The sequence below is a fragment of the Klebsiella sp. M5al genome, assembly GCF_002090195.1.
In the GTDB taxonomy this organism is placed as follows: Bacteria; Pseudomonadota; Gammaproteobacteria; order Enterobacterales; family Enterobacteriaceae; genus Klebsiella; species Klebsiella grimontii.
The window spans coordinates 2,395,354-2,412,867 of record NZ_CP020657.1; the positions used below are offsets into that span (position 1 = coordinate 2,395,354).

The 17,514-nt window shown below is 58.1% G+C and carries 22 protein-coding genes; 6 read left to right on the forward strand and 16 right to left on the reverse strand.

Annotation, left to right across the window (positions count from 1 at the left end; genetic code table 11):
- Window positions 1-27: 27 nt before the first annotated feature.
- The 7 genes from fecE to fecI form a co-directional block, all read right to left on the reverse strand.
- Window positions 28-795 carry a Fe(3+) dicitrate ABC transporter ATP-binding protein FecE gene (gene fecE / locus BWI76_RS11365; RefSeq protein ID WP_064371687.1) on the reverse strand — a complete coding sequence of 256 codons (768 nt, stop codon included), beginning with the start codon at window positions 793-795 and terminating at the stop codon, window positions 28-30.
- Window positions 796-1,749 carry a Fe(3+) dicitrate ABC transporter permease subunit FecD gene (fecD, locus tag BWI76_RS11370; RefSeq protein ID WP_064371688.1) on the reverse strand — a complete coding sequence of 318 codons (954 nt, stop codon included), beginning with the start codon at window positions 1,747-1,749 and terminating at the stop codon, window positions 796-798. It abuts the gene before it with no gap.
- The gene (gene fecC, locus BWI76_RS11375; RefSeq protein ID WP_024359515.1) at window positions 1,746-2,744 is read right to left on the reverse strand and encodes an iron-dicitrate ABC transporter permease FecC; all 999 of its coding nucleotides are present in this window, start codon (window positions 2,742-2,744) and stop codon (window positions 1,746-1,748) included. The genes fecD and fecC overlap by 4 nt, the downstream gene beginning before the upstream one ends.
- Window positions 2,741-3,643: a Fe(3+) dicitrate ABC transporter substrate-binding protein FecB gene (locus BWI76_RS11380; protein WP_064371689.1), complete on the reverse strand. Its 903-nt coding sequence runs from the start codon at window positions 3,641-3,643 to the stop codon at window positions 2,741-2,743. Before BWI76_RS11380 ends, fecC begins: the two co-directional genes overlap by 4 nt.
- Before the next feature lie 58 nt (window positions 3,644-3,701).
- Window positions 3,702-6,032 carry a TonB-dependent Fe(3+) dicitrate receptor FecA gene (gene fecA / locus BWI76_RS11385; RefSeq protein ID WP_084402788.1) on the reverse strand — a complete coding sequence of 777 codons (2,331 nt, stop codon included), beginning with the start codon at window positions 6,030-6,032 and terminating at the stop codon, window positions 3,702-3,704.
- Between the two features lie 96 nt (window positions 6,033-6,128).
- The gene (fecR, locus tag BWI76_RS11390) at window positions 6,129-7,076 is read right to left on the reverse strand and encodes a ferric citrate uptake sigma factor regulator FecR (protein ID WP_024359512.1); all 948 of its coding nucleotides are present in this window, start codon (window positions 7,074-7,076) and stop codon (window positions 6,129-6,131) included.
- Window positions 7,073-7,594 (reverse strand): ferric citrate uptake sigma factor FecI, encoded by a 522-nt coding sequence (gene fecI / locus BWI76_RS11395; protein ID WP_004138326.1) that lies wholly within the window; start codon window positions 7,592-7,594, stop codon window positions 7,073-7,075. Before fecI ends, fecR begins: the two co-directional genes overlap by 4 nt.
- A gap of 875 nt (window positions 7,595-8,469) precedes the next feature.
- On the opposite strand from fecI, the gene lpxP reads away from it, so the two are divergent.
- The 3 genes from lpxP (at window position 8,470) to BWI76_RS11415 (ending at window position 10,503) form a co-directional block, all read left to right on the forward strand.
- Entirely contained in the window at window positions 8,470-9,384 is a 915-nt protein-coding gene (lpxP, locus tag BWI76_RS11405) for a kdo(2)-lipid IV(A) palmitoleoyltransferase (RefSeq protein WP_004138325.1), read from the forward strand.
- 88 nt (window positions 9,385-9,472) lie between these two features.
- On the forward strand, window positions 9,473-10,111 hold the full coding sequence (gene leuE / locus BWI76_RS11410) for a leucine efflux protein LeuE (protein ID WP_004138324.1): 639 nt from the start codon (window positions 9,473-9,475) through the stop codon (window positions 10,109-10,111).
- 128 nt (window positions 10,112-10,239) lie between these two features.
- On the forward strand, window positions 10,240-10,503 hold the full coding sequence (locus tag BWI76_RS11415; RefSeq protein ID WP_004131510.1) for a DUF2534 family protein: 264 nt from the start codon (window positions 10,240-10,242) through the stop codon (window positions 10,501-10,503).
- 48 nt (window positions 10,504-10,551) lie between these two features.
- Here the strand turns inward: BWI76_RS11415 and BWI76_RS28065 are convergent, their stop codons facing one another.
- From BWI76_RS28065 to BWI76_RS11425, 4 genes are all read right to left on the reverse strand, one after another.
- Window positions 10,552-10,677, reverse strand: a complete 126-nt coding sequence (locus BWI76_RS28065; protein WP_004138323.1) for a hypothetical protein — start codon at window positions 10,675-10,677, stop codon at window positions 10,552-10,554.
- A 140-nt stretch (window positions 10,678-10,817) separates the two neighbouring features.
- Window positions 10,818-10,892: a protein YoaJ gene (gene yoaJ, locus BWI76_RS28760; RefSeq protein ID WP_049250439.1), complete on the reverse strand. Its 75-nt coding sequence runs from the start codon at window positions 10,890-10,892 to the stop codon at window positions 10,818-10,820.
- Entirely contained in the window at window positions 10,892-10,993 is a 102-nt protein-coding gene (locus BWI76_RS28075) for a YoaK family small membrane protein (RefSeq protein ID WP_004101234.1), read from the reverse strand. The genes yoaJ and BWI76_RS28075 overlap by 1 nt, the downstream gene beginning before the upstream one ends.
- A 57-nt stretch (window positions 10,994-11,050) precedes the next feature.
- Window positions 11,051-12,064 carry a sensor domain-containing diguanylate cyclase gene (locus tag BWI76_RS11425; protein ID WP_004138322.1) on the reverse strand — a complete coding sequence of 338 codons (1,014 nt, stop codon included), beginning with the start codon at window positions 12,062-12,064 and terminating at the stop codon, window positions 11,051-11,053.
- 297 nt (window positions 12,065-12,361) lie between these two features.
- On the opposite strand from BWI76_RS11425, the gene BWI76_RS11430 reads away from it, so the two are divergent.
- Window positions 12,362-12,601 (forward strand): DUF333 domain-containing protein, encoded by a 240-nt coding sequence (locus BWI76_RS11430; protein WP_004138321.1) that lies wholly within the window; start codon window positions 12,362-12,364, stop codon window positions 12,599-12,601.
- Here the strand turns inward: BWI76_RS11430 and BWI76_RS11435 are convergent.
- Window positions 12,596-12,940, reverse strand: a complete 345-nt coding sequence (locus BWI76_RS11435) for a DUF488 domain-containing protein (protein WP_004138318.1) — start codon at window positions 12,938-12,940, stop codon at window positions 12,596-12,598. The genes BWI76_RS11430 and BWI76_RS11435 overlap by 6 nt on opposite strands.
- The gene (locus BWI76_RS11440) at window positions 12,927-13,436 is read right to left on the reverse strand and encodes a DUF523 domain-containing protein (RefSeq protein WP_004138316.1); all 510 of its coding nucleotides are present in this window, start codon (window positions 13,434-13,436) and stop codon (window positions 12,927-12,929) included. Before BWI76_RS11440 ends, BWI76_RS11435 begins: the two co-directional genes overlap by 14 nt.
- 162 nt (window positions 13,437-13,598) lie before the next feature.
- On the opposite strand from BWI76_RS11440, the gene BWI76_RS11445 reads away from it, so the two are divergent.
- Window positions 13,599-14,291, forward strand: coding sequence for a CTP synthase (locus BWI76_RS11445; RefSeq protein WP_004138314.1), 693 nt, complete (start codon window positions 13,599-13,601; stop codon window positions 14,289-14,291).
- A 37-nt stretch (window positions 14,292-14,328) separates the two neighbouring features.
- On the opposite strand, the gene BWI76_RS11450 is transcribed toward BWI76_RS11445, so the two are convergent.
- Window positions 14,329-15,513, reverse strand: coding sequence for a CynX/NimT family MFS transporter (locus BWI76_RS11450; RefSeq protein WP_004138312.1), 1,185 nt, complete (start codon window positions 15,511-15,513; stop codon window positions 14,329-14,331).
- Window positions 15,514-15,613: 100 nt separating this feature from the next.
- Between BWI76_RS11450 and BWI76_RS11455 the strand changes: the two genes are divergently transcribed.
- Window positions 15,614-16,405: an AraC family transcriptional regulator gene (locus BWI76_RS11455; RefSeq protein ID WP_004138311.1), complete on the forward strand. Its 792-nt coding sequence runs from the start codon at window positions 15,614-15,616 to the stop codon at window positions 16,403-16,405.
- On the opposite strand, the gene BWI76_RS11460 is transcribed toward BWI76_RS11455, so the two are convergent.
- A complete protein-coding gene (locus BWI76_RS11460) occupies window positions 16,389-16,835 on the reverse strand; it encodes a DUF441 domain-containing protein (protein WP_004138309.1) in 447 nt (148 codons plus the stop codon). The two genes, BWI76_RS11455 and BWI76_RS11460, sit on opposite strands and share 17 nt — an antisense overlap.
- A gap of 152 nt (window positions 16,836-16,987) precedes the next feature.
- Window positions 16,988-17,488: a YbaK/prolyl-tRNA synthetase associated domain-containing protein gene (locus BWI76_RS11465; protein WP_004138307.1), complete on the reverse strand. Its 501-nt coding sequence runs from the start codon at window positions 17,486-17,488 to the stop codon at window positions 16,988-16,990.
- Window positions 17,489-17,514: the final 26 nt, after the last annotated feature.

Here is a 17,514-nt window from a genome sequence, read left to right on the forward strand (position 1 = left end):
GGTAGGGCGCAGGGCGCCTTACCCGGGTTATTTCACCACGCACATCGGGCGCTGCGACACCGGCTCCGGGTGAATTTCCGCTTCCAGGTGAAAGATCTCCCGCAGCATCTCCGGCGTCAGCACCGTTTCCGCTGAACCTTGAGCCCGCACCTGCCCCCCTTCAAGCACCACCAGATGATCGCAGTAGCGGCTGGCCTGGTTGAGATCGTGCAGCACGGTAACCACGGTTTTTCCCATCCGCTGCAGCTCGCGCATCAGCGTCATCAGTTCCACCTGATGATTAATATCCAGCCAGGTCGTTGGCTCATCGAGCAGCACCAGCGGCGTATCCTGCGCCAGCAGCAGCGCCAGAAAAGCCCGCTGCCGCTGGCCGCCGGAAAGGGCGGTCAGCGGCTGTTCCGCCAGCGCAGCGATGCCGGTGCGCTGTAGCGCGCTGTCGACCAGCTGTCGATCGTGCTCTGTAAGCCGACCCCATAGCGGTAGCCACGGACTGCGGCCATAGCCGACCAGCTCGCGTACGCTGACGCCTTCCGGAACGTGATGCTGCTGCGGCAACAGCGCCAGTCGGCGCGCCAGCTGACGCACGGAGAGGCGCGTTAAGGCGACATCACCGAGCCAGATCTCGCCGGCGAGCGGCGTTAGCAGGCGGGAGAAACACTTCAGCAGCGTTGATTTACCGCAGCCGTTTGGCCCCAGCAGCGCGGTGATTTTGCCGCCGGGCAGCGTCAGGTCGAGATGATTGATAACGTGTTTGCCGCCATAGCCGGCGGTGAGCTTTTGGGTTTGCAGTTCCATTTAACGCATTCTCACAAGCAGCCAGATAAACCAGGGCGCGCCGATAATCGCCGTCAATACGCCTGCCGGCAGCTCAAGCGGCGGATGCAGCGTTCGCGCCAGCAGATCGGCGAGTAGCAGAACCAGCCCGCCCGTCAGCGCGGACAGGGGCAATAAATAGCGGTGGCGACCGCCGAACAGGCGACGCACAAGATGCGGCACCACGAGGCTGATAAAGGCGATGGGGCCGCAAACCGCCACGCCGATCGACGCGAGGGCGACCGCCAGCGTCAACGCGTAGCCGTTAAGCCGGCGCACGTTGACGCCGAGGGTTCCCGCGCGGTCGCGGCCTAACGCCAGTAGGTCAAGATCGCGGCTGAGGGCGAAGCTTAAGGGCAGCAAAATCGCCAGCAGGGGCAGGGCGATAACGACGAACGAACCGTCCCTGGCCCACAGGCTGCCGGTCAGCCACAGCAGCGCGTTATTGATCTCCTGCGGCCGGGAAAGTAAGAGGTAATCGGTCACGCTGGCCCAGCAGGCCGACAGCGCGATGCCGGTGAGCGCCAGGCGCATTGGATGGGAAAACCCGGCAAGCGCGATCGCGATCGTCATCGCCGACATCCCGCCGATAAAGGCCAGCAGCGGCAACCACGGCAGGGGCAGGGACGGCAAAAACCACAATGCGGCCACCGAGGCCAGGCTCGCCCCGTGGTTAATTCCCAGAATGTCCGGCGAGGCCAGCGGATTATGCACCACACCCTGAACCAGCGCCCCGGAAACGGCCAGCGCGGCGCCAATAATCAGCGCCAGCACGACGCGCGGCAGGCGATATTGCATAAGGACATAGTGATACTCGCTGTCCGCATGCCATCCGCTGAGCAGCACTTGCCACGGCAGCGGGATCGCGCCCATCCGCAGCGAGAAGAGGGTTAACAGCGTCAGCGCGAGCAGTAAAAAAACGATGCGTCGTCTCATCCCCGCCTCCTGACCAGCCAGACAAAACAAGGCGCCCCGACCAGCGCCAGCACCGCGCCCGCCGGCAGTTCACCTGGCCAGGCCAGCGCTCTGGCGAGAATATCGGCCAGCAGCATAAGCAGGGCGCCCAACACCGCGCTCATGGGTAGAAGAAAACGATGATCGTGACCTGCGCAAAAGCGCGCCAGATGCGGAACCAGCAGGCCAATAAAGGCCACCGGCCCGGCGACGCTGACGCTGGCGCCGGTAAGCAGCAACACGGCCGCGTTGATAAGCAGGCGCAGGCGCGGCAAATTCACTCCCAGCGAATGGGCCGCGGTATCGCCGACGTTGAGCAGATTAAGCGCGTTGGCCAGCAGGAATACGCCGGGAGCAATGAGCGCGAAAAAAGGGAAAAGCTGCCAGAACTCGGCCCAGCGCACGTGAGAAACGCCGCCCGCAAGCCAGGTCAGAATGCCCCAGGCGCGATCTTCCGCCAGCAGCAGGGTCATTCTGCTCAGAGCCATGCATAGCGCCGAAAGAGCAATACCGGCGAGGATCAGCCGATGGCGATCCAGCTGCTGGCGCCAGCCGCCGCCGGCGGTCATCACCAGCAACCAGCTTAGTCCGCCGCCGCAGGCGGCTATCAACGCCAGCGAAAAGCCTGCCAGCGGCGCCGGACTGAAGGCGCTGGTCAGCGCTATCGCCAGCGCCGCGCCGCTATTAATGCCCAGCAGCGAAGGCGACGCCAGCGGGTTATGGGTGAGCGTTTGCAATAAGGCCCCGGACATTGCCAGCGAGGCGCCGAGCATTATCGCTACCAGGCTGCGGGGCAGGCGCAGGTTAAGCACCAGCGCCTCCGCAAGCGCAGGCGTATCTGGCGCCAGCAGGGCGTGAAGCGCGTTTAACGGCGAAATCGGGATCGGCGAATAGCAGAACAGGCTCAACCAGAACAGGCCGGTGAGCGCCAGCAGCGGCAATCCCCAGATAAAGCGCGCGCGATGGAAGAGTTTCATGGCGCGATATCGACGGCCTGGTGGTGGACGATTTTCACCATATCGCTGGCGATACGCTCGGCGGCAACGATCCCGCGCATCCGCGCCCAGCTGTCGCTATCGACGGCGGCGACCTGCTGTTTTTGCTCGGCCTGCAGAATTGGCCACAGCGCGTCCTGCTGCCATTTTGTGACGATGCTTTCAGCGCGGTAGTGGGCGACCAGCAGCCATTGCGGATTTAGCGCCAGCAGCTGTTCGAGATTTATCGCCGCCATCGGCGCGCCGCCGTTCGGCAGCGGAACCTTCAGGCCAAGGGCCGCCAGCACGCTGCCGGTATAGGTTTGCGATGAATGAAGATTAAACTGCTGTTCGCGCGAGGTGCCAAACAGCACGCTGGCGCCAGCCGGCAGCTGACGGGAAAACGCCGCCATTTTTTGCCGGTGCTGCGCCAGACGCCGCTGCATCTCCTCGTCCTGACCCACGACTTTGCCGATAATCGCCGCGGACTGCAGGTTCTCTTCCCAGGTTTCATTGCGCGATTTCAATAGCAGTACCGGGGCAATCTGCCGCAGGGCGGCGTAGATCCCGGCATGGCGGCTGCTATCGGCAACGATCAGGTCGGGATGCAGCGCGCTAATTGCTTCCAGCGAAGGCTGAGCGCGGGTGCCCACCGACTGCCAGGGCTTCAGGCACGCGCGTACGTCCGACAGAATACGCGACGGATCGTTGTCATCGGCCACGCCAATCGGGCTGACGTTGACCGCCGCCAGCGCGTCGACGAAGGAGAGCTCAAGCACGACGATGCGCTGCGGCGTTTTATCAAGCGTAAAGCGACCGTGCTCATCCTGCACGGTGACGGCGAATACCGGGCCTGCCAGAAACAGCAGGCTGAAAATACACAGGCGAACAAGGCTAAACATAATCAACTCCCGTTTTCCGGACAGGGCGCTAATACCGCTGTCCGGCAATCCATTCTCATCAGAACTTCATCGACCCTTGCAGGTACAGCGTGCGCGGCTGGCCGGCGTAAAGCCCTTTGTTGTTATCGTCGTATGAGCGGGTGTAGTACTCATGATCGAAGATGTTTTTCACCCCCAGCGCGAGATTGAGATTGGCCATCTGCGGGCCAAAGTCGTAGGCCACCCGAGCGCCCCACAGCATATAGCCGGGAATACGGCCGGTGCTGCCATCGGCGCTTTCGGCAACGGTATTGGCGTTATCGGCAAACTGGCTGGACTGGAAGTCGCTGTTGAGGTTAAACGTCCAGCTGCCGGGCTTGTAATCGACGCCAAAGCTGCCTTTGTGTTTCGGCGAGAAGGGAACCTGATTGCCGTAGGTATCGCCCTTTTCGCGGATTTCAGCGTTGACGTACGCATAGCTGGCGTAGAGCGAGAGATTATCAAGGGCGGGTGAAAGCTCGCCGAGAGAGTAACGGGTTTGCGCTTCCAGGCCGCTATGACGCGTTTTACCCCGGGCGGTCACCGTGTCATTGGTCTGGTTGGAGTCGTACTGATTATTGAAGTTGATCAGGAACAGCCCCATTTCGGCGGTCAGCGCCCCGTCGTCGTAGCGGGTGCCGACTTCCCAGGTGCGCGCTTTTTCCGGTTCCACATTGCCGCTTTGCACAGCCTTGCCAATCTGGCTGTACTGTACGGTGCCGAATGAACCTTCTGTATTGGCATAAAGATTCCAGCTGTCGGTGAGGTGATAGAGAACGTTCAGCGCCGGGAGCGGGGCGTTATAGCTGACCCGTTCGCGGGTGCCCAGCAGAGCGTTGTCCTGATAAGACGCAATGTGCTCGAAGCGCATCCCTGGCGTAATCGTCCAGTTGCCGATATCCACACGATCGTCGATATACCAGGCGTGCGCTTCGGTGCCGGAGCGGGTATCGCGATCGTACGGGCTGGCGGAGCTGGGCAGCTCGCCGCTGGTGGTAGCGGTGTAGTAACGCATTTCGTGGGTCGATTCGTTGACGTAGCGATAGCCGACGCCGACTTCGTGGGCGGATGGGCCGATCATAAAGCTTTGGCTGTAGCGCGGTTCGATGCCGCGGACCCAGTATTCGCGCGGGGAGAGGGTAATGCGCTTGCCCTGTTCCAGGTAGCCGCTGCGCAGGGTGTGCGTATAGAACCCCTGAATATTAAACTTATGCTGCGCATCCGGCTGAAACTGGTAGCCGAGGCTGGCGAGCTGACGACGCCCCCAGAAGCGGTCGTAAGGTCGGGTCGACTGCCAGCGGTCGGCGTTATAGTCGGCGCGAGAGAGGCCGCCGGGCATATCGGCTTCGCCGTCGTAGTATTGCAGCAGGCTGTTAAAAGTATGCACTTCGTTGGGCGCGTATTTGCTTTTCAGCATCACATCATCAATCCGCGTCGCGCTGCGTTCGCGCCAGTCGCTGCCGCGGGTGCCAGAATAGAGCAGAGCGGAGCCGAAACCGTTTTCCGCCGTGCCGCCGATCGCGAAGTTATGCGTCTCTTTCGGGTTGTTTTGCGACGAGGTGGGGCTGAGCTGTCCTTCAACGCCGCCCTCAATGCCAAAATTCTCGGGGATTGCGCGGGTGACGAAGTTCACCACGCCGCCGACGCTCTGCGGCCCGTAGCGCACCGCGCCGCCGCCGCGCACGACATCGATGGCGTCCATATTGCCGAGCGAGACCGGCGCCAAAGAAAGCTGCGGCTGGCCGTAGGGGGCGAAGGGAACCGGAATACCGTCCATCAGCACCGTGGAACGGCTGGCAAGGCGCGGATTGAGGCCGCGAATACCAAAGTTCATCGCCAGATCGTGACTGCCGGTACCGGTATTTTCCGGCGCGTTAACGCCGGGGATCCGGTTCAGCACTTCGCGCATCGTGGCGGCGCCGGTTTTGCCGAAATCCCCCCGACGGATAACGTCGCGGGCGCCGGCGTGTTCAAAGACATCGTTTTCGCGCGCGTCGCCGAGCCAGTCCCCGACGACGGTGAGGGTGGATTCTGAACTAACGGGCACGGGCTCCAGGGTCCAGACATTCTTGCCCAGCGGCTTTAGCCGTAATCCGCTGCCGTTCAGCAACGTATGCAGGCCCTCTTCGGTTTCAAAGCTGCCGTGCAGGCCCGGGCTATGCTTGCCGCGCGTCAGGCTGGCGTCGGCAGAGAGCGTGATACCGCTGCGGGCGGCGTACTGGTTTAGTACGGTATCTAAATCTCCGGCGGCAATATCAAACTGCGCGGCGGCAAATGCCGGCGCGGCAGCCAGCGCCGCGAACGGCAGCAGGCTTAAACGGATGACCATCACCAGAGGCATCGGTTTGCGTAAAACGCGTAAGGGCGTCATGTTTTCTCCACGATCGTTTTTGGTTGTGTTCACCTAATAAGTCGAACGAGCAGGGGAAAAGGGACAAAGGAGAATGAGAATTTTTTCGTTTTTTTCTCAGGCCGCGGCGAGCGTGACCCAGTAGCGGGTGACAAACCGCAATTTAATCGGCAGCGTTTGCGCGATGACCTGCAGGATGGCGTCCGGATCGCCCAGCGGAAAGGTGCCGCTCAGGCGTAAATCAGCCACGGCGGGATCGCAGCGCAGCACTCCGGTGCGATAGCGGGCGAGGGTGGCGACCACCTCGCTCAGCGCGGTATCGCGAAAGGTCAGCACGCCTCGGGTCCAGCTATCCTCGCCGCCGTTGAGCTTCACCAGAGCGGCGAAACGATCGCGGGTAAACCACAGGCTTTCGCCGGCGTTAACGATTTGGGCGCCGCCGGACGGTAAAACGGCTTCTACGGCATGCTGCTGTACCGCCAGCCGGGTGCCGCCGGCAAACTGACGGACGGTGAATTCGGTGCCGAGCGCGGTGAGGGTGCCTTCGCGGGTTTGCACCCGGAATGGCCGCCGCCGGCTGTCTTGAGCGGTGGTGATGGCGATTTCGCCATAGCGTAAATGCACCATCCGCTGCCGGGCGTCAAAACGGACATCGGCGGCACTTTCGCTATTCAGGGTTAACAGCGTACCGTCGGCAAGCCGCTGCTGGCGCGGCATACCCTTCGCCGTTCGGTAGTCGGCGCGCAGCCCCTCCGCCAGCTCGGACTCCCAGAGCCGCCAGCCGCCGCCGGCGACCAGTAAAAGCAGCAGCCCTTTCAGCACGTGACGACGCGCCAGGCGGCTATCGTGAAGGGCACGGCTGGCCAGCCCGCCCGGCAACTGCCCCATCTGCTGGCGCAGGTTTTCTACCTGCTGCCACGCCCACTGATTTTCGTTGTTTTGTTCATACCACTGCTGCCAGCGGGCCTCCTGCTGCGGGCTCACGCGCCCGTCGCTGAGGACCGCGTACCAGTGCGAAGCGGAACGCAGCGCCTGACGGCGGGAGTCGCTTAGCATTGGTTTCACAGGCCATTCTCCAGACGAAACAGCAGGCAGTGCTCGGTGGCTTTCGCGATATATTTCTTAACCGAACTGACGGAAACCGCCAGGCGGCTGGCGATGTCGGCGTAGGTCAATCCTTCAAGCTGCGAGAGTAAAAAGGCCTCCCGGGCTTTGACGTTAAGCCCGTCCAGCATGGCGTCAATCTGCTGTAACAATTCTAGCTGGCTTTGTCGCTGTTCCGGGGAAGGGGAGAGTTCTTCCGGTAGCTGAGAGAGCATCTCGAGCCATGCGCGCTCCAGCGCATTTCGGCGGAACAGATCGATCATCACCCGATTGGCAATTGTGCAAAGAAAAGATTTTGGGTCGCGAATGGTCGACAGCGACCCGCCGGCCATAATTCGGACAAAGGTATCCTGCGCTACGTCGTCGGCGTCATAAACGGATTTCAGCTTATGGGTAAGCCATTTTTTCAGCCAGCCGTGATGGTCGCTATACAGCGAGGCAAGCGTCAGCGGAGAGGCGATGGCGGAAGAAGGGGACATAGCCAGGTTCAGAAAAGTTGATCAATACGGCATATATTAATATGAGAATGGTTATCATTTCAATTGAAGCGCGATCGTCACGGCGCGATACCGCACAATAGTAACGATAAGTTATTGTTAAATATTGAATAGATTTTTATGCCGATCGCGGAATTGGCTTCAAATCAGGCTGAATGCACAGAGGCGCTTAAAATTGTTTGCAACGGGGTGTTGAAGAGCGAGAAACGTCCGGGATTTGTAAGTATGATGCGCTTTTTTCAACGCCAGAAAAGGCACCTTAACTTTATTGCCTGCTGTTCTGTTAAAGCAACGGAGGTAAAAAGTCTGAAATAAGCTGCGGCAATATGGATAATTGTCGATAAATATTAATTATTGTCAGGAAACTAAAATAAGCTGATTCTTATTTTAGGCTTTACCCCTGGATTCCTTTTAAATATTTCTCTTTTATGTCAGTGAGACTTATAGAACATAAAGGAATAGCGTATCGGCAAACGTTGTTAAATGGATAACGGAGAGGAAAGCCTACCCCGATCTCGCCGGGTCCCAGGTGCCGCGCGGTACGGTTTCAGCGGCGCTTAGCGGGGCTGAAGCCGCCGCGTTCTGGTCTGCTGGCACGCCGCTTCATGTTGAATGATTAGCGTGTTAATCATTCTTGTGATGGATATTTGTTGACTATTCTTCATTTTTTATTTTACATTTTGTTACAAGTGTGCTGGTATTGTGTTTTTTGCTACTGGGCTCTTTTTTTACTTGCCGGAGTGAATTTACCAGGATTATTATTGTCTGAACTGCTACACGTACCGCCTAATGACAGATGAAGGGACTCGTTTTTTCCTTAAGCGTTACCTCATGTTCTAATGTTTACAGGAAAAAACATGTCTTACGCTTTTAATAAAAAACTGCTTCATCCCCGTAATTGGGGGACCTGGTTTGGCCTGGGTGTGCTCTGGCTTATCGTCCAGCTCCCTTATCCCGTATTGCACCTTATCGGTACCAGCGCCGGTCGCGCATCCCGGCGCTTCCTTAAGCGTCGTGAGCATATCGCCAGACGTAATCTCGAACTTTGCTTCCCCACGATGTCGCCCGCGGCGCGCGAAAAGCTTATTGAGCAGAACTTCATGTCACTAGGGATGGGCCTGATCGAAACGGGAATGGCATGGTTCTGGAGCGATGAACGCGTCAAGAAATGGTTTGACGTCGAAGGCATGGTTAATCTCAACAATGCCCTGAGCGAACAAAAAGGCGTGATGGTTGTCGGCGTCCACTTTATGTCTCTTGAGCTGGGCGGCCGTACGATGGGGCTGTGTCGTCCGATGATGGCGACCTACCGTCCGCACAATAGCCCGTTAATGGAGTGGGTGCAGACGCGCGGTCGTTTGCGCTCGAACAAGGCGATGATCGACCGTCGTAATTTATCCGGTCTGGTGCATGCCCTAAAGTCGGGTGAAGCGGTGTGGTTTGCGCCGGATCAGGACTACGGTCCGAAGGGGAGCGTATTTGCCCCGTTCTTCTCGGTACAGCAGGCCGCAACGACCAACGGCACCTACGTGCTCTCTCGTTTATCGGGCGCGAAAATGCTCACCATCAGCATGGTGCGTAAAGCGGATCGCCGGGGTTATAGCCTGCACATCAGCGACGTAATGAGCGACTATCCTGGCGAAGATAAACAGGATGCGGCAAGCTATATTAATAAGGTTATTGAGAAAGAAATCCTGCGCGCGCCGGAGCAGTATCTATGGGTTCACCGCCGCTTTAAAACCCGTCCGCTGGGTGAAACTTCGCTCTATTAAGGCATCCGCACTCGCGGCGCTTTCAAAATGGTCCCGGTTGCGTTAACGTGCGCGGGATCATATTTTGTTGTAAGCGAAGGAGTGCGTTGTGTTCGCTGAGTTTGGTGTACTGAATTACCTGACCTACCTGGTTGGGGCTATCTTTATCATCCTGGTTCCCGGCCCGAATACCTTTTTTGTCCTCAAGACCGGCGTCGCCCATGGCGTCAGGAAAGGGTATCTGGCGGCCGCTGGCATATTTATCGGTGATGCGGTGCTGATGTTCCTGGCTTTTGCCGGGGTTGCGACGCTTATCAAGACCACGCCGGTACTGTTCAATATCGTTCGATACCTGGGGGCGATTTATCTGCTGTGGATGGGCGGTAAGATGCTCTACGCGGTGTTAACCCAGCGTGACGGTCATTCGTCTGCTGATTCCGAGCCGGGGAGCGCGATTCTTAAACGTTCGCTGACCCTCAGCCTGACGAATCCAAAGGCCATTCTTTTTTATGTCTCATTCTTCGTGCAGTTTATTGACGTCAGCGCCAAAACGCCCGGGCTGGCGTTCTTTATCCTGGCGTTGACCCTGGAGATTATTAGCTTCATCTATATGAGCTTTCTGATCCTCTCCGGCTCGTTCGTTACGCGTTACGTGAAGACGAAAAAGAAACTGGCGAAAATCGGCAACAGTCTGATAGGCCTTGTATTTGTTGGTTTTGCCGCCCGTCTGGCGACGCTGCAGTCGTAATCGTTGCGGCCGGGACGTGCGACCGGCCCGATAGCGATTGGCTCTTTCTTGTAACAAAACTCCTTCAATTTTGATTGCATTGGTGTTACATATACAGCCGATTATCGTTCAGAAAAAAGGGAACCCGGATGATTCTGCAGAAACTCACCAGCAATAAAAATAGCAAGAAGTTCTTTTTGTCGATAGCGGCGATATTCGCCATCGCGCTTATCGTGGTTGGGCGTGCGACCTTCGGCGGCGTGGTGAGCGAATACAATATGCCTTACTCAGAGTGGACGACGTCAATGTTCTTCCTGCAGGGGGCGATGGTGACGGTTTATAGCATTGTGTTTACGCTGCTGTTCTCTATCCCGCTGGGTTTCCTCTTTTTAGGTTCCGACCGTCGGGACTGATCCCATGCAATAAGGCGAACCGAAGTTCGCCTTATGATGTTGTCCGCTTTATCGCCAGTCTCTGTCGTCATGATGATGATGGTGGCGATGGTGGTGATAGCCTGGGTCGACAATACATCCCGATAACAGCGTGCAAAGCGCGAGAATCAACGGCAACACGATCGGTTTTTTCATTTCTCACTTCTCCAGTTAAATCCGTCCGCAGAAACGGCCATGCGGTATCGGCTGATGATGTGAGTGTATTCTTTTAAGTTATTGAGTAGATGAGATAATTCTGCAATCTTTGCCGAAGAGCGGCGCGAATATTCCTGGATTTACCACCAACCCAATTGCGTCCCCGCCAGGGCGACGATGGCGACAATAAGCATAATAATGGTGCTTTTTTTCATTACGCTCCGCCTGGCGCCGCATAGCCGCCGACAAAAAACCAGCCCAGAAAAACAACGGCGACGATGAAAATAGCCACCGGAAATAGAATACCCAGCCTCATTATTGAGCCCCTGTAAGTGCAAGTCGTGGCGAATATCATACGGGATTTCACCGTAGATTAGTCAATATGAAAAAATCTTCCCTGACGACGAGACTGCTTATCCAGATACATCGCGTCGTCGGCGGCGCGTAGCGCCTGTTCTACGTCAATCTGCTGCGGGTCGGCCTCAATAACGCCAAAGCTTGCCCCCGGGTAGTTAATCCGGTGCTCGCCAAGGAAATAGATCCCCGTCAGCGCTTGACGTAACGCGGCGATATACTCCTGCTGGTCGGCTAATTCGGGGCCCGGTCCGACAATTAAAAATTCATCGCCGCCGAGACGGCCGACAATATCACCGCTGCGTACGTGAGCCGCCAGACGTTCGCCAACCTGAATCAGAAAGTTATCGCCGCACGGATGGCCGAATCGATCATTTATTGCTTTAAAATCGTCGAGATCGATAAAAATCAGCAGCATGCTGCGCCGCTGCTCGCGGGCCCGCGGAAACTGCGCGGCAAGATACTTAAACAGCGAGCGGCGATTCGGTAAACCGGTAAGCTCATCAGTGTATGAGTGCATTTCAAGCGCGACGTTGGCCGAGCGAAGCTGCTGCACTAGCGTCTCTTTTTCAACGTAGTGGGCGATGAGGTTCGCGAATAAATTCATGACCTGCTCACCCTCAAGGTTATAGGGTTGTCTTACCCGGCTGGTGGCGCACAGCGTGCCGAATAATGAGCCGTCGGTCAGGCGCACAGGAATGCTAAAAAAGGTGGTGATGCCCAAATCCTGCGCGGCGATACACGAACGCCAGCGTTCGGCGACATCGTTACTGAAAAGGCAACGCTCGTCGAGCGCACGTTTACATAGCGAGTCGTTCCATGGGACGGAGAACCCTTCTGGGATCTGCATTTCGCTGCTGTTATGCGCATACATAATCAGCTGTCGCTGCGCGTCGAAGTCAATACGCGTCAGGTAGGTGGATTCCATTCGGGTAACAAGCTCCAGCATCTCAAGCAGCTGTCGCACCAATGTTTCGAGGGAGTGTTCATTGGCTAGCGTTTGCGTCACGCGCGCGAGAATAAAATCGGACATGAGGAATACGGCTCCCGAACGCTAATCATAACTACCAGCAAGTTATGCTAAACAACAATCAGCGCAGAATTAACATAGATACACAAAATTTAACACATCTGTTAGGAGAATACCTGCATCCGCGGCGGGAAAAAAAGCCCCGTCGGGGGCGACGGGGAAAAACTCATTGATTATGGAATGATCTGTTCTCTGGTCAGTTCGAGAACAGGGGTACTCTACGACGCAAAAGTGCAGCTAAAATGGAGAAACCGTGGAGATTCGGGACCAAAGACCGTTTTCATCAATTAAGGAGCAGAAATGAAGGGGATGATACTGATGCTGCCACTGGCGCTTGCCGGATGCGCGCAGACTCAGCCGACACAGCAAGCACATCCGGTAGGGATGGCTAACCCGGCTTCGGTTTACTGTCAGCAGCTGGGCGGGAAACAGGTTCCCATTCAAAGCCCGCAGGGCGTGCGCACCGAGTGCAAGCTACCCGGTGGTGAAACGTTAGATGAATGGGAGCTCTGGCGCCGCGATCATCCGGCTAAGTCATAGCGCTTTCAGCCAGTCAGCCAGCACCTGGGCATGGTTATGCCGGGTGTTTTTCGCCGCGTAGAGCAGCGTCAGCGTCTGCCGGTGGGCCAGCGCGGCCAGGCGCTCGCCTTCATCACGATGGGCCTCAAGCTCCTGGCGATAGCGTTGGCTAAAGTGGGCAAAATCGAGCGTCTCGCCGTGAAAAGCCTTGCGTAAATCTGTCGATGGCGCCAGGGTTTTGCACCACTCAGCGTAATTGAGTGCCTCTTTTTTTATTCCTCGCGGCCACAGGCGGTCTACCAGTATACGGTAGCCGTCGCTCTCTTCCTGCGGGTCATAAACGCGTTTACATTGAATCATCGTCACTCTCCCTTTGTTTCATCCAGGCAAGCAGCTGCGGCAGTTGCTGTTCGGAAAATACCGTAATCCCGTTCTCGCGAAGCAGGGCGGCGGCAACGCCGGCTCCGGGTTTGCGCCGTCCGTTAAAGGTACCATCATAGATAAACTGACTGCCGCAGGTTGGGCTGCCGTCGGTGAGCAGCGCCGCGGTACAGCCTTCCTCCTGCGCGGCTTTTAGTGCCAGCCAGGCGGCCAGCTGATAGTGCGCGGTGACGTCCTGGCCGTCGCTTTCGACAATTTGAGCACGATTTCGCATAACGTCCGCTCCCTGTGCGTCCAGGATCTCCGCCGGTAGTCTGGGGATGGGCAACCCCGCAGCCAGCTCCGGGCAGTGGGTGACCAGCCGCCCCTCGCTCTGCCAGCGAGACAGCGCGTTAGCCAGTTGGGCTTTGTGACTGCCGTTATAGCGAACCTGAAAGCCCATCAGGCAGGCGCTAACCAGAATTTTGTCCTTCATCGTGCATCCATAGCCGTTTGTTTGCCCAATACCATAACGCCAGTTAGAGTAAATTACCCGCGTTCAAGGGCAGACAAAATAAGGATTGTGTTCTGCCGTGGAGATCGCTAACCTGAGACTCCTTGTGTTGCCTGATAATCGCTATGACATAAGGATCCTGCTATGAACTCCCCCCTGCGTATTGCTCTGGTCGGTGATTACAACCCCGACGTCGTTGCCCATAAAGCGATTCCGCTGGCGATTGATGATGCCGCTGCCGTACTGGAACTGCCGCTGCGCTATGACTGGCTGTCCACCAGTGAGATAAAATCCGCTGATGACCTCGCCGATTACGATGCTATCTGGGTGGTTCCCGCCAGCCCCTATAAAAATGCCGAAGGCGCCTTTATCGCCATTCGCCACGCCCGGGAAAACGGTATTCCGTTCCTTGGCACCTGCGGCGGCTTCCAGCACGCGATTATTGAATACGCGCGCAACGTTATGGGCTGGCAGGATGCCGCGCATGCCGAAACCGATACCGAAGGGCGGATGGTGATTGCGCCGTTAAGCTGCTCGCTGGTGGAAAAGTCGGACAATATTGAACTGCGCGCCCATACGCTTATCTCCCGCGCCTATGGCCGCGACAGCATTGAAGAGGGTTATCACTGCAGCTACGGGATTGCCGACGATTTTGCCCGCGAACTGGAGCAGGGCGACCTGCGGGTCACTGGCTGGGATGATGACGGCGAGATTCGGGCGGTAGAACTGGTGACCCATCCGTTCTTTGTCGCCACGTTATTCCAGCACGAGCGCAACGCGCTGGAAGGCAGACCTGCGCCGCTGGTTCACGCGTTTTTACGCGCGGCAAGTCAGTGAGCGAACGCCCGGCGGCGGTCGCCGGGCATCGCTAGCGCTAGCCGTTAATCTCCCGATCGCGCCCGGCCAGCGCGCCAAATACCGCCATCGCAATTGAGATCAACGCCACGGCGATCAGCGGGATATGCCAGTCGCCGTTGGCATCATGAATTTTCCCCATCACCGGCGGCCCGCAGGCGGCCAGCAGATAGCCCACCGTCTGCGCCATGCCGGACAGCGCGGCGGCCTGGTGCGCTGAGCTGGCCCGCAGACCGATAAAGGTCAAGCCGAGAATCATGGTCGCGCCGGACCCGAAGCCGAAGATAAGCGTCCATAGCACCGCCTGACCGGGTAAAAACCATAATCCGAGCGCGCTGACTGCGCACATCAGGGCGACCAGAACTGCGATACCGCGCTGATCTTTCAGCCGATGAAGTATTAACGGTATCGCCAGCCCCGGCGCGGCGGTTGCCAGCTGGAGCAGCCCGTGCAGGGAGCCCGCCTGCGCTTCGCTGTAGCCAATGCTTTGCAGAATGGCGGGCAGCCAGCCGATGATGACGTAGTAGACCAGCGAGTTAATCCCGAGAAACAGCGTCACCTGCCAGGCCAGCGCCGATCGCCAGATCCCGCGGTTGTGGATGGCGCCGGACCCGGTCAGCGGCGCGGCGGCTTGCCTGCGCGACTGCGGCAGCCAGACAAACAGCGCCAGCAGCGGAAATACCATCAGCATCAACAGCGCGCCGCGCCAGCTCAGCCCGGCGAAGGCCAAGGGAACGACCATTGCCGAACCCAGCGCCGCCGCGCCCCCCATGGTGAGAGAGTAAGCGCCGGTCATTTTGGCGACGTGCTGCGGGAAGTCACGCTTAATGAGTCCTGGTAGCAGAACGTTCCCCAGCGCGATGCCGCAGCCGATAATCGCGGTGCCGATAAACAGCAGCGTGACCACGGGCAGGGAGCGCAGAGCAATACCGAGGCAAATCAGGATCAGCGCCAGCAGCAGGCTTCGTTCAATGCCGAAGCGGCGGGCGACAGCCGCCGCCAGCGGCGAGACCAGGCCAAAGGCCAGCAGCGGCAGAGTGGTTAACAGACCGGTTTGCGCGGTGGTGAGGCCATATTCGCTGCGAATGGCATCAAGCAGCGGCGCGGCGCCGGTAAAAGCCACGCGTAAGGTGGTGGCGATAAGCAGAATACCGGCAATCAATACAAGATGACGGCGATCGGCAGAAGGTGAAGCAGAATTCATGGCTATCTCAAACTAGAATACGAGGCGGTTACAATAGCCTGTTTGTCCTCTGTTTAAATCAAGCTAAAATGACAGATTATCGCTAAAATCGGACATTTTTATGATCGGACTGGGCCTTGACGGCTACGACCCGGACAGCGGTCACGAAGCGGCGGCGGCTTTTCGTATTCAGGTTGTCGCGGACGAGCAGTACATTCCGCGCCATCAGCACCGCAAAGGGCAGCTTATTCTCGCGCTTCACGGGGCGCTGACCTGCGAAGTGGAGAACGCGATGTGGATGGTGCCGCCGCAGTACGCGGTGTGGGTGCCGGGACAGGTGTCGCACAGCAATCGGGCGACGCCGGAGGCGCAGGTCTGCTTTTTGTTTATTGAACCCGACGCGGCGGCGATGCCGGCTTTCTGCTGTACGTTAAAAATTTCACCGCTGGTGCGCGAGCTTATCCTCGTCATGGCCGAGCGCGGCAGGGCAGAACTCGCTAAACCGGCAATGAACCGCCTGGTGCAGGTGCTGTTCGATGAACTCCCGCAGCAGCCGCAGGAGCACCTGCAGCTGCCGGTCTCCGGGCATCCAAAAATTCGTCAGATGGTGGACACGATGGCCGTCGACCCGGCCCGCTGGCAAACGTTGGCGCAGTGGGCGGCGGAATTCGCCATGAGCGAACGCAATCTGGCGCGGCTGGTGGTGCGTGAGACGGGCTTAAGCTTTCGCCGCTGGCGACATCAGCTGCAGCTGATCCTCTCCCTGCAGATGCTGGTCCGCGGGCAGACGGTACAGCAGACGGCGCAGAGCCTGGGCTATGACTCTACCACCGCCTTTATTACCATGTTTAAAAAGGGCCTCGGGCAAACGCCGGGCCGCTATCTTGCCAGCCTGGCTACGACTTCCCAATAAACAGCGAAATGATCCCGGCGGCGATCAGCGGGCCAACCGGAACGCCGCGGAAGAGGGCGACGCCGAGGACGGTGCCGACCAGCAGTCCGGCCACCAGCTGCGGCTGCGAGCCCATCAGCGCCACGCCGCGTCCGCCAAGCCAGGAAACAAATACCCCCACGGCAATCGCCAGCAGCGACTTCCAGTTCACAAAGGAGTGCAGCAGCGTTGAGGGCGGCAGCGTACCGCTGGCAATGGGGGCCATCACGCCGATGGTGAGGATAATAATACCGATGGTCAGCCCCTGCTTTTCAATCCATGGAAAGAAAGCGTTGAGCGGGGTGACGCGGACGATAATTAAAACCAGGATTGAAATAGCAACGGTGGTGTTGTGGCTAATAAAGCCGAGCGCCGCCAGGCCCAGCAGTATTAACAGGGTGGTGTCGAGCATGTGCAGAGGTCCTTGCCAAAAAATAAAAAAAGAAAAACCCGTTTACTCTACGCATAATCGCGTAAGTAAACAGGTTTTTTATCGCAGACTCGCGATTTGAGGCATCTGCACGATCGATTGCTACCCGCGGCCTTAGCGTAGCAGGGGGGCAATCAGGCCAGGCGATGAAACGCGGTCAGTTCCGGACGGGCAATGCGCAGATAGTCGGCGGTATCAAGGATGATGGACTTATCAAGCTGCCCGGCGTTGAAGGCGATTTCCGGGAAACGCGCAAACAGCAGCGGATCGGCGACCAGCCGCAGGTCCGGATGGAAAGTGAAGGGGGGAATGGCGCCAAACGCGCAGGCGGTCAGGGCGTCCACTTCCGCCGGGCTGGCCAGCGAGGCTTTACTGCCGCCGATGTATTCGGCCAACCGGCCTAAATCCGCCTGAAGATCGGCGGCGAGGATAGCCAGAACGTGCTGATTAACGCCATGCCCTTTCACTTTACACACCAGCGCCTTGGCTCCCTGGCCCAGCGCGGTGCCGCGAATCTTCGACACGGCTTCACATTTCCCGACGGCCTCATGTTCAACGACCCGATAGCGGGCGTGGGAGCGGTTAAGCAGCGCTAGCAGCTGCTGATGAATACTGATTCTTACAGGCGCGTTCATGTCGATTTTTTCCTTCACAATAAAAC

What these genes read in the sequence shown, in the direction of transcription:
- fecE (WP_064371687.1), bottom strand. Translation starts at nt 795, where the DNA reads ATGGAACTGCAAACCCAAAAGCTCACCGCCGGCTATGGCGGCAAACAC.
- fecD (WP_064371688.1), bottom strand. Translation starts at nt 1,749, where the DNA reads ATGAGACGACGCATCGTTTTTTTACTGCTCGCGCTGACGCTGTTAACC.
- fecC (WP_024359515.1), bottom strand. Translation starts at nt 2,744, where the DNA reads ATGAAACTCTTCCATCGCGCGCGCTTTATCTGGGGATTGCCGCTGCTG.
- BWI76_RS11380 (WP_064371689.1), bottom strand. Translation starts at nt 3,643, where the DNA reads ATGTTTAGCCTTGTTCGCCTGTGTATTTTCAGCCTGCTGTTTCTGGCA.
- fecA (WP_084402788.1), bottom strand. Translation starts at nt 6,032, where the DNA reads ATGACGCCCTTACGCGTTTTACGCAAACCGATGCCTCTGGTGATGGTC.
- fecI (WP_004138326.1), bottom strand. Translation starts at nt 7,594, where the DNA reads ATGTCCCCTTCTTCCGCCATCGCCTCTCCGCTGACGCTTGCCTCGCTG.
- lpxP (WP_004138325.1), top strand. Translation starts at nt 8,470, where the DNA reads ATGTCTTACGCTTTTAATAAAAAACTGCTTCATCCCCGTAATTGGGGG.
- BWI76_RS11415 (WP_004131510.1), top strand. Translation starts at nt 10,240, where the DNA reads ATGATTCTGCAGAAACTCACCAGCAATAAAAATAGCAAGAAGTTCTTT.
- BWI76_RS28065 (WP_004138323.1), bottom strand. Translation starts at nt 10,677, where the DNA reads ATGAAAAAACCGATCGTGTTGCCGTTGATTCTCGCGCTTTGCACGCTG.
- BWI76_RS28075 (WP_004101234.1), bottom strand. Translation starts at nt 10,993, where the DNA reads ATGAGGCTGGGTATTCTATTTCCGGTGGCTATTTTCATCGTCGCCGTT.
- BWI76_RS11425 (WP_004138322.1), bottom strand. Translation starts at nt 12,064, where the DNA reads ATGTCCGATTTTATTCTCGCGCGCGTGACGCAAACGCTAGCCAATGAA.
- BWI76_RS11430 (WP_004138321.1), top strand. Translation starts at nt 12,362, where the DNA reads ATGAAGGGGATGATACTGATGCTGCCACTGGCGCTTGCCGGATGCGCG.
- BWI76_RS11435 (WP_004138318.1), bottom strand. Translation starts at nt 12,940, where the DNA reads ATGATTCAATGTAAACGCGTTTATGACCCGCAGGAAGAGAGCGACGGC.
- BWI76_RS11440 (WP_004138316.1), bottom strand. Translation starts at nt 13,436, where the DNA reads ATGAAGGACAAAATTCTGGTTAGCGCCTGCCTGATGGGCTTTCAGGTT.
- BWI76_RS11445 (WP_004138314.1), top strand. Translation starts at nt 13,599, where the DNA reads ATGAACTCCCCCCTGCGTATTGCTCTGGTCGGTGATTACAACCCCGAC.
- BWI76_RS11450 (WP_004138312.1), bottom strand. Translation starts at nt 15,513, where the DNA reads ATGAATTCTGCTTCACCTTCTGCCGATCGCCGTCATCTTGTATTGATT.
- BWI76_RS11455 (WP_004138311.1), top strand. Translation starts at nt 15,614, where the DNA reads ATGATCGGACTGGGCCTTGACGGCTACGACCCGGACAGCGGTCACGAA.
- BWI76_RS11460 (WP_004138309.1), bottom strand. Translation starts at nt 16,835, where the DNA reads ATGCTCGACACCACCCTGTTAATACTGCTGGGCCTGGCGGCGCTCGGC.
- BWI76_RS11465 (WP_004138307.1), bottom strand. Translation starts at nt 17,488, where the DNA reads ATGAACGCGCCTGTAAGAATCAGTATTCATCAGCAGCTGCTAGCGCTG.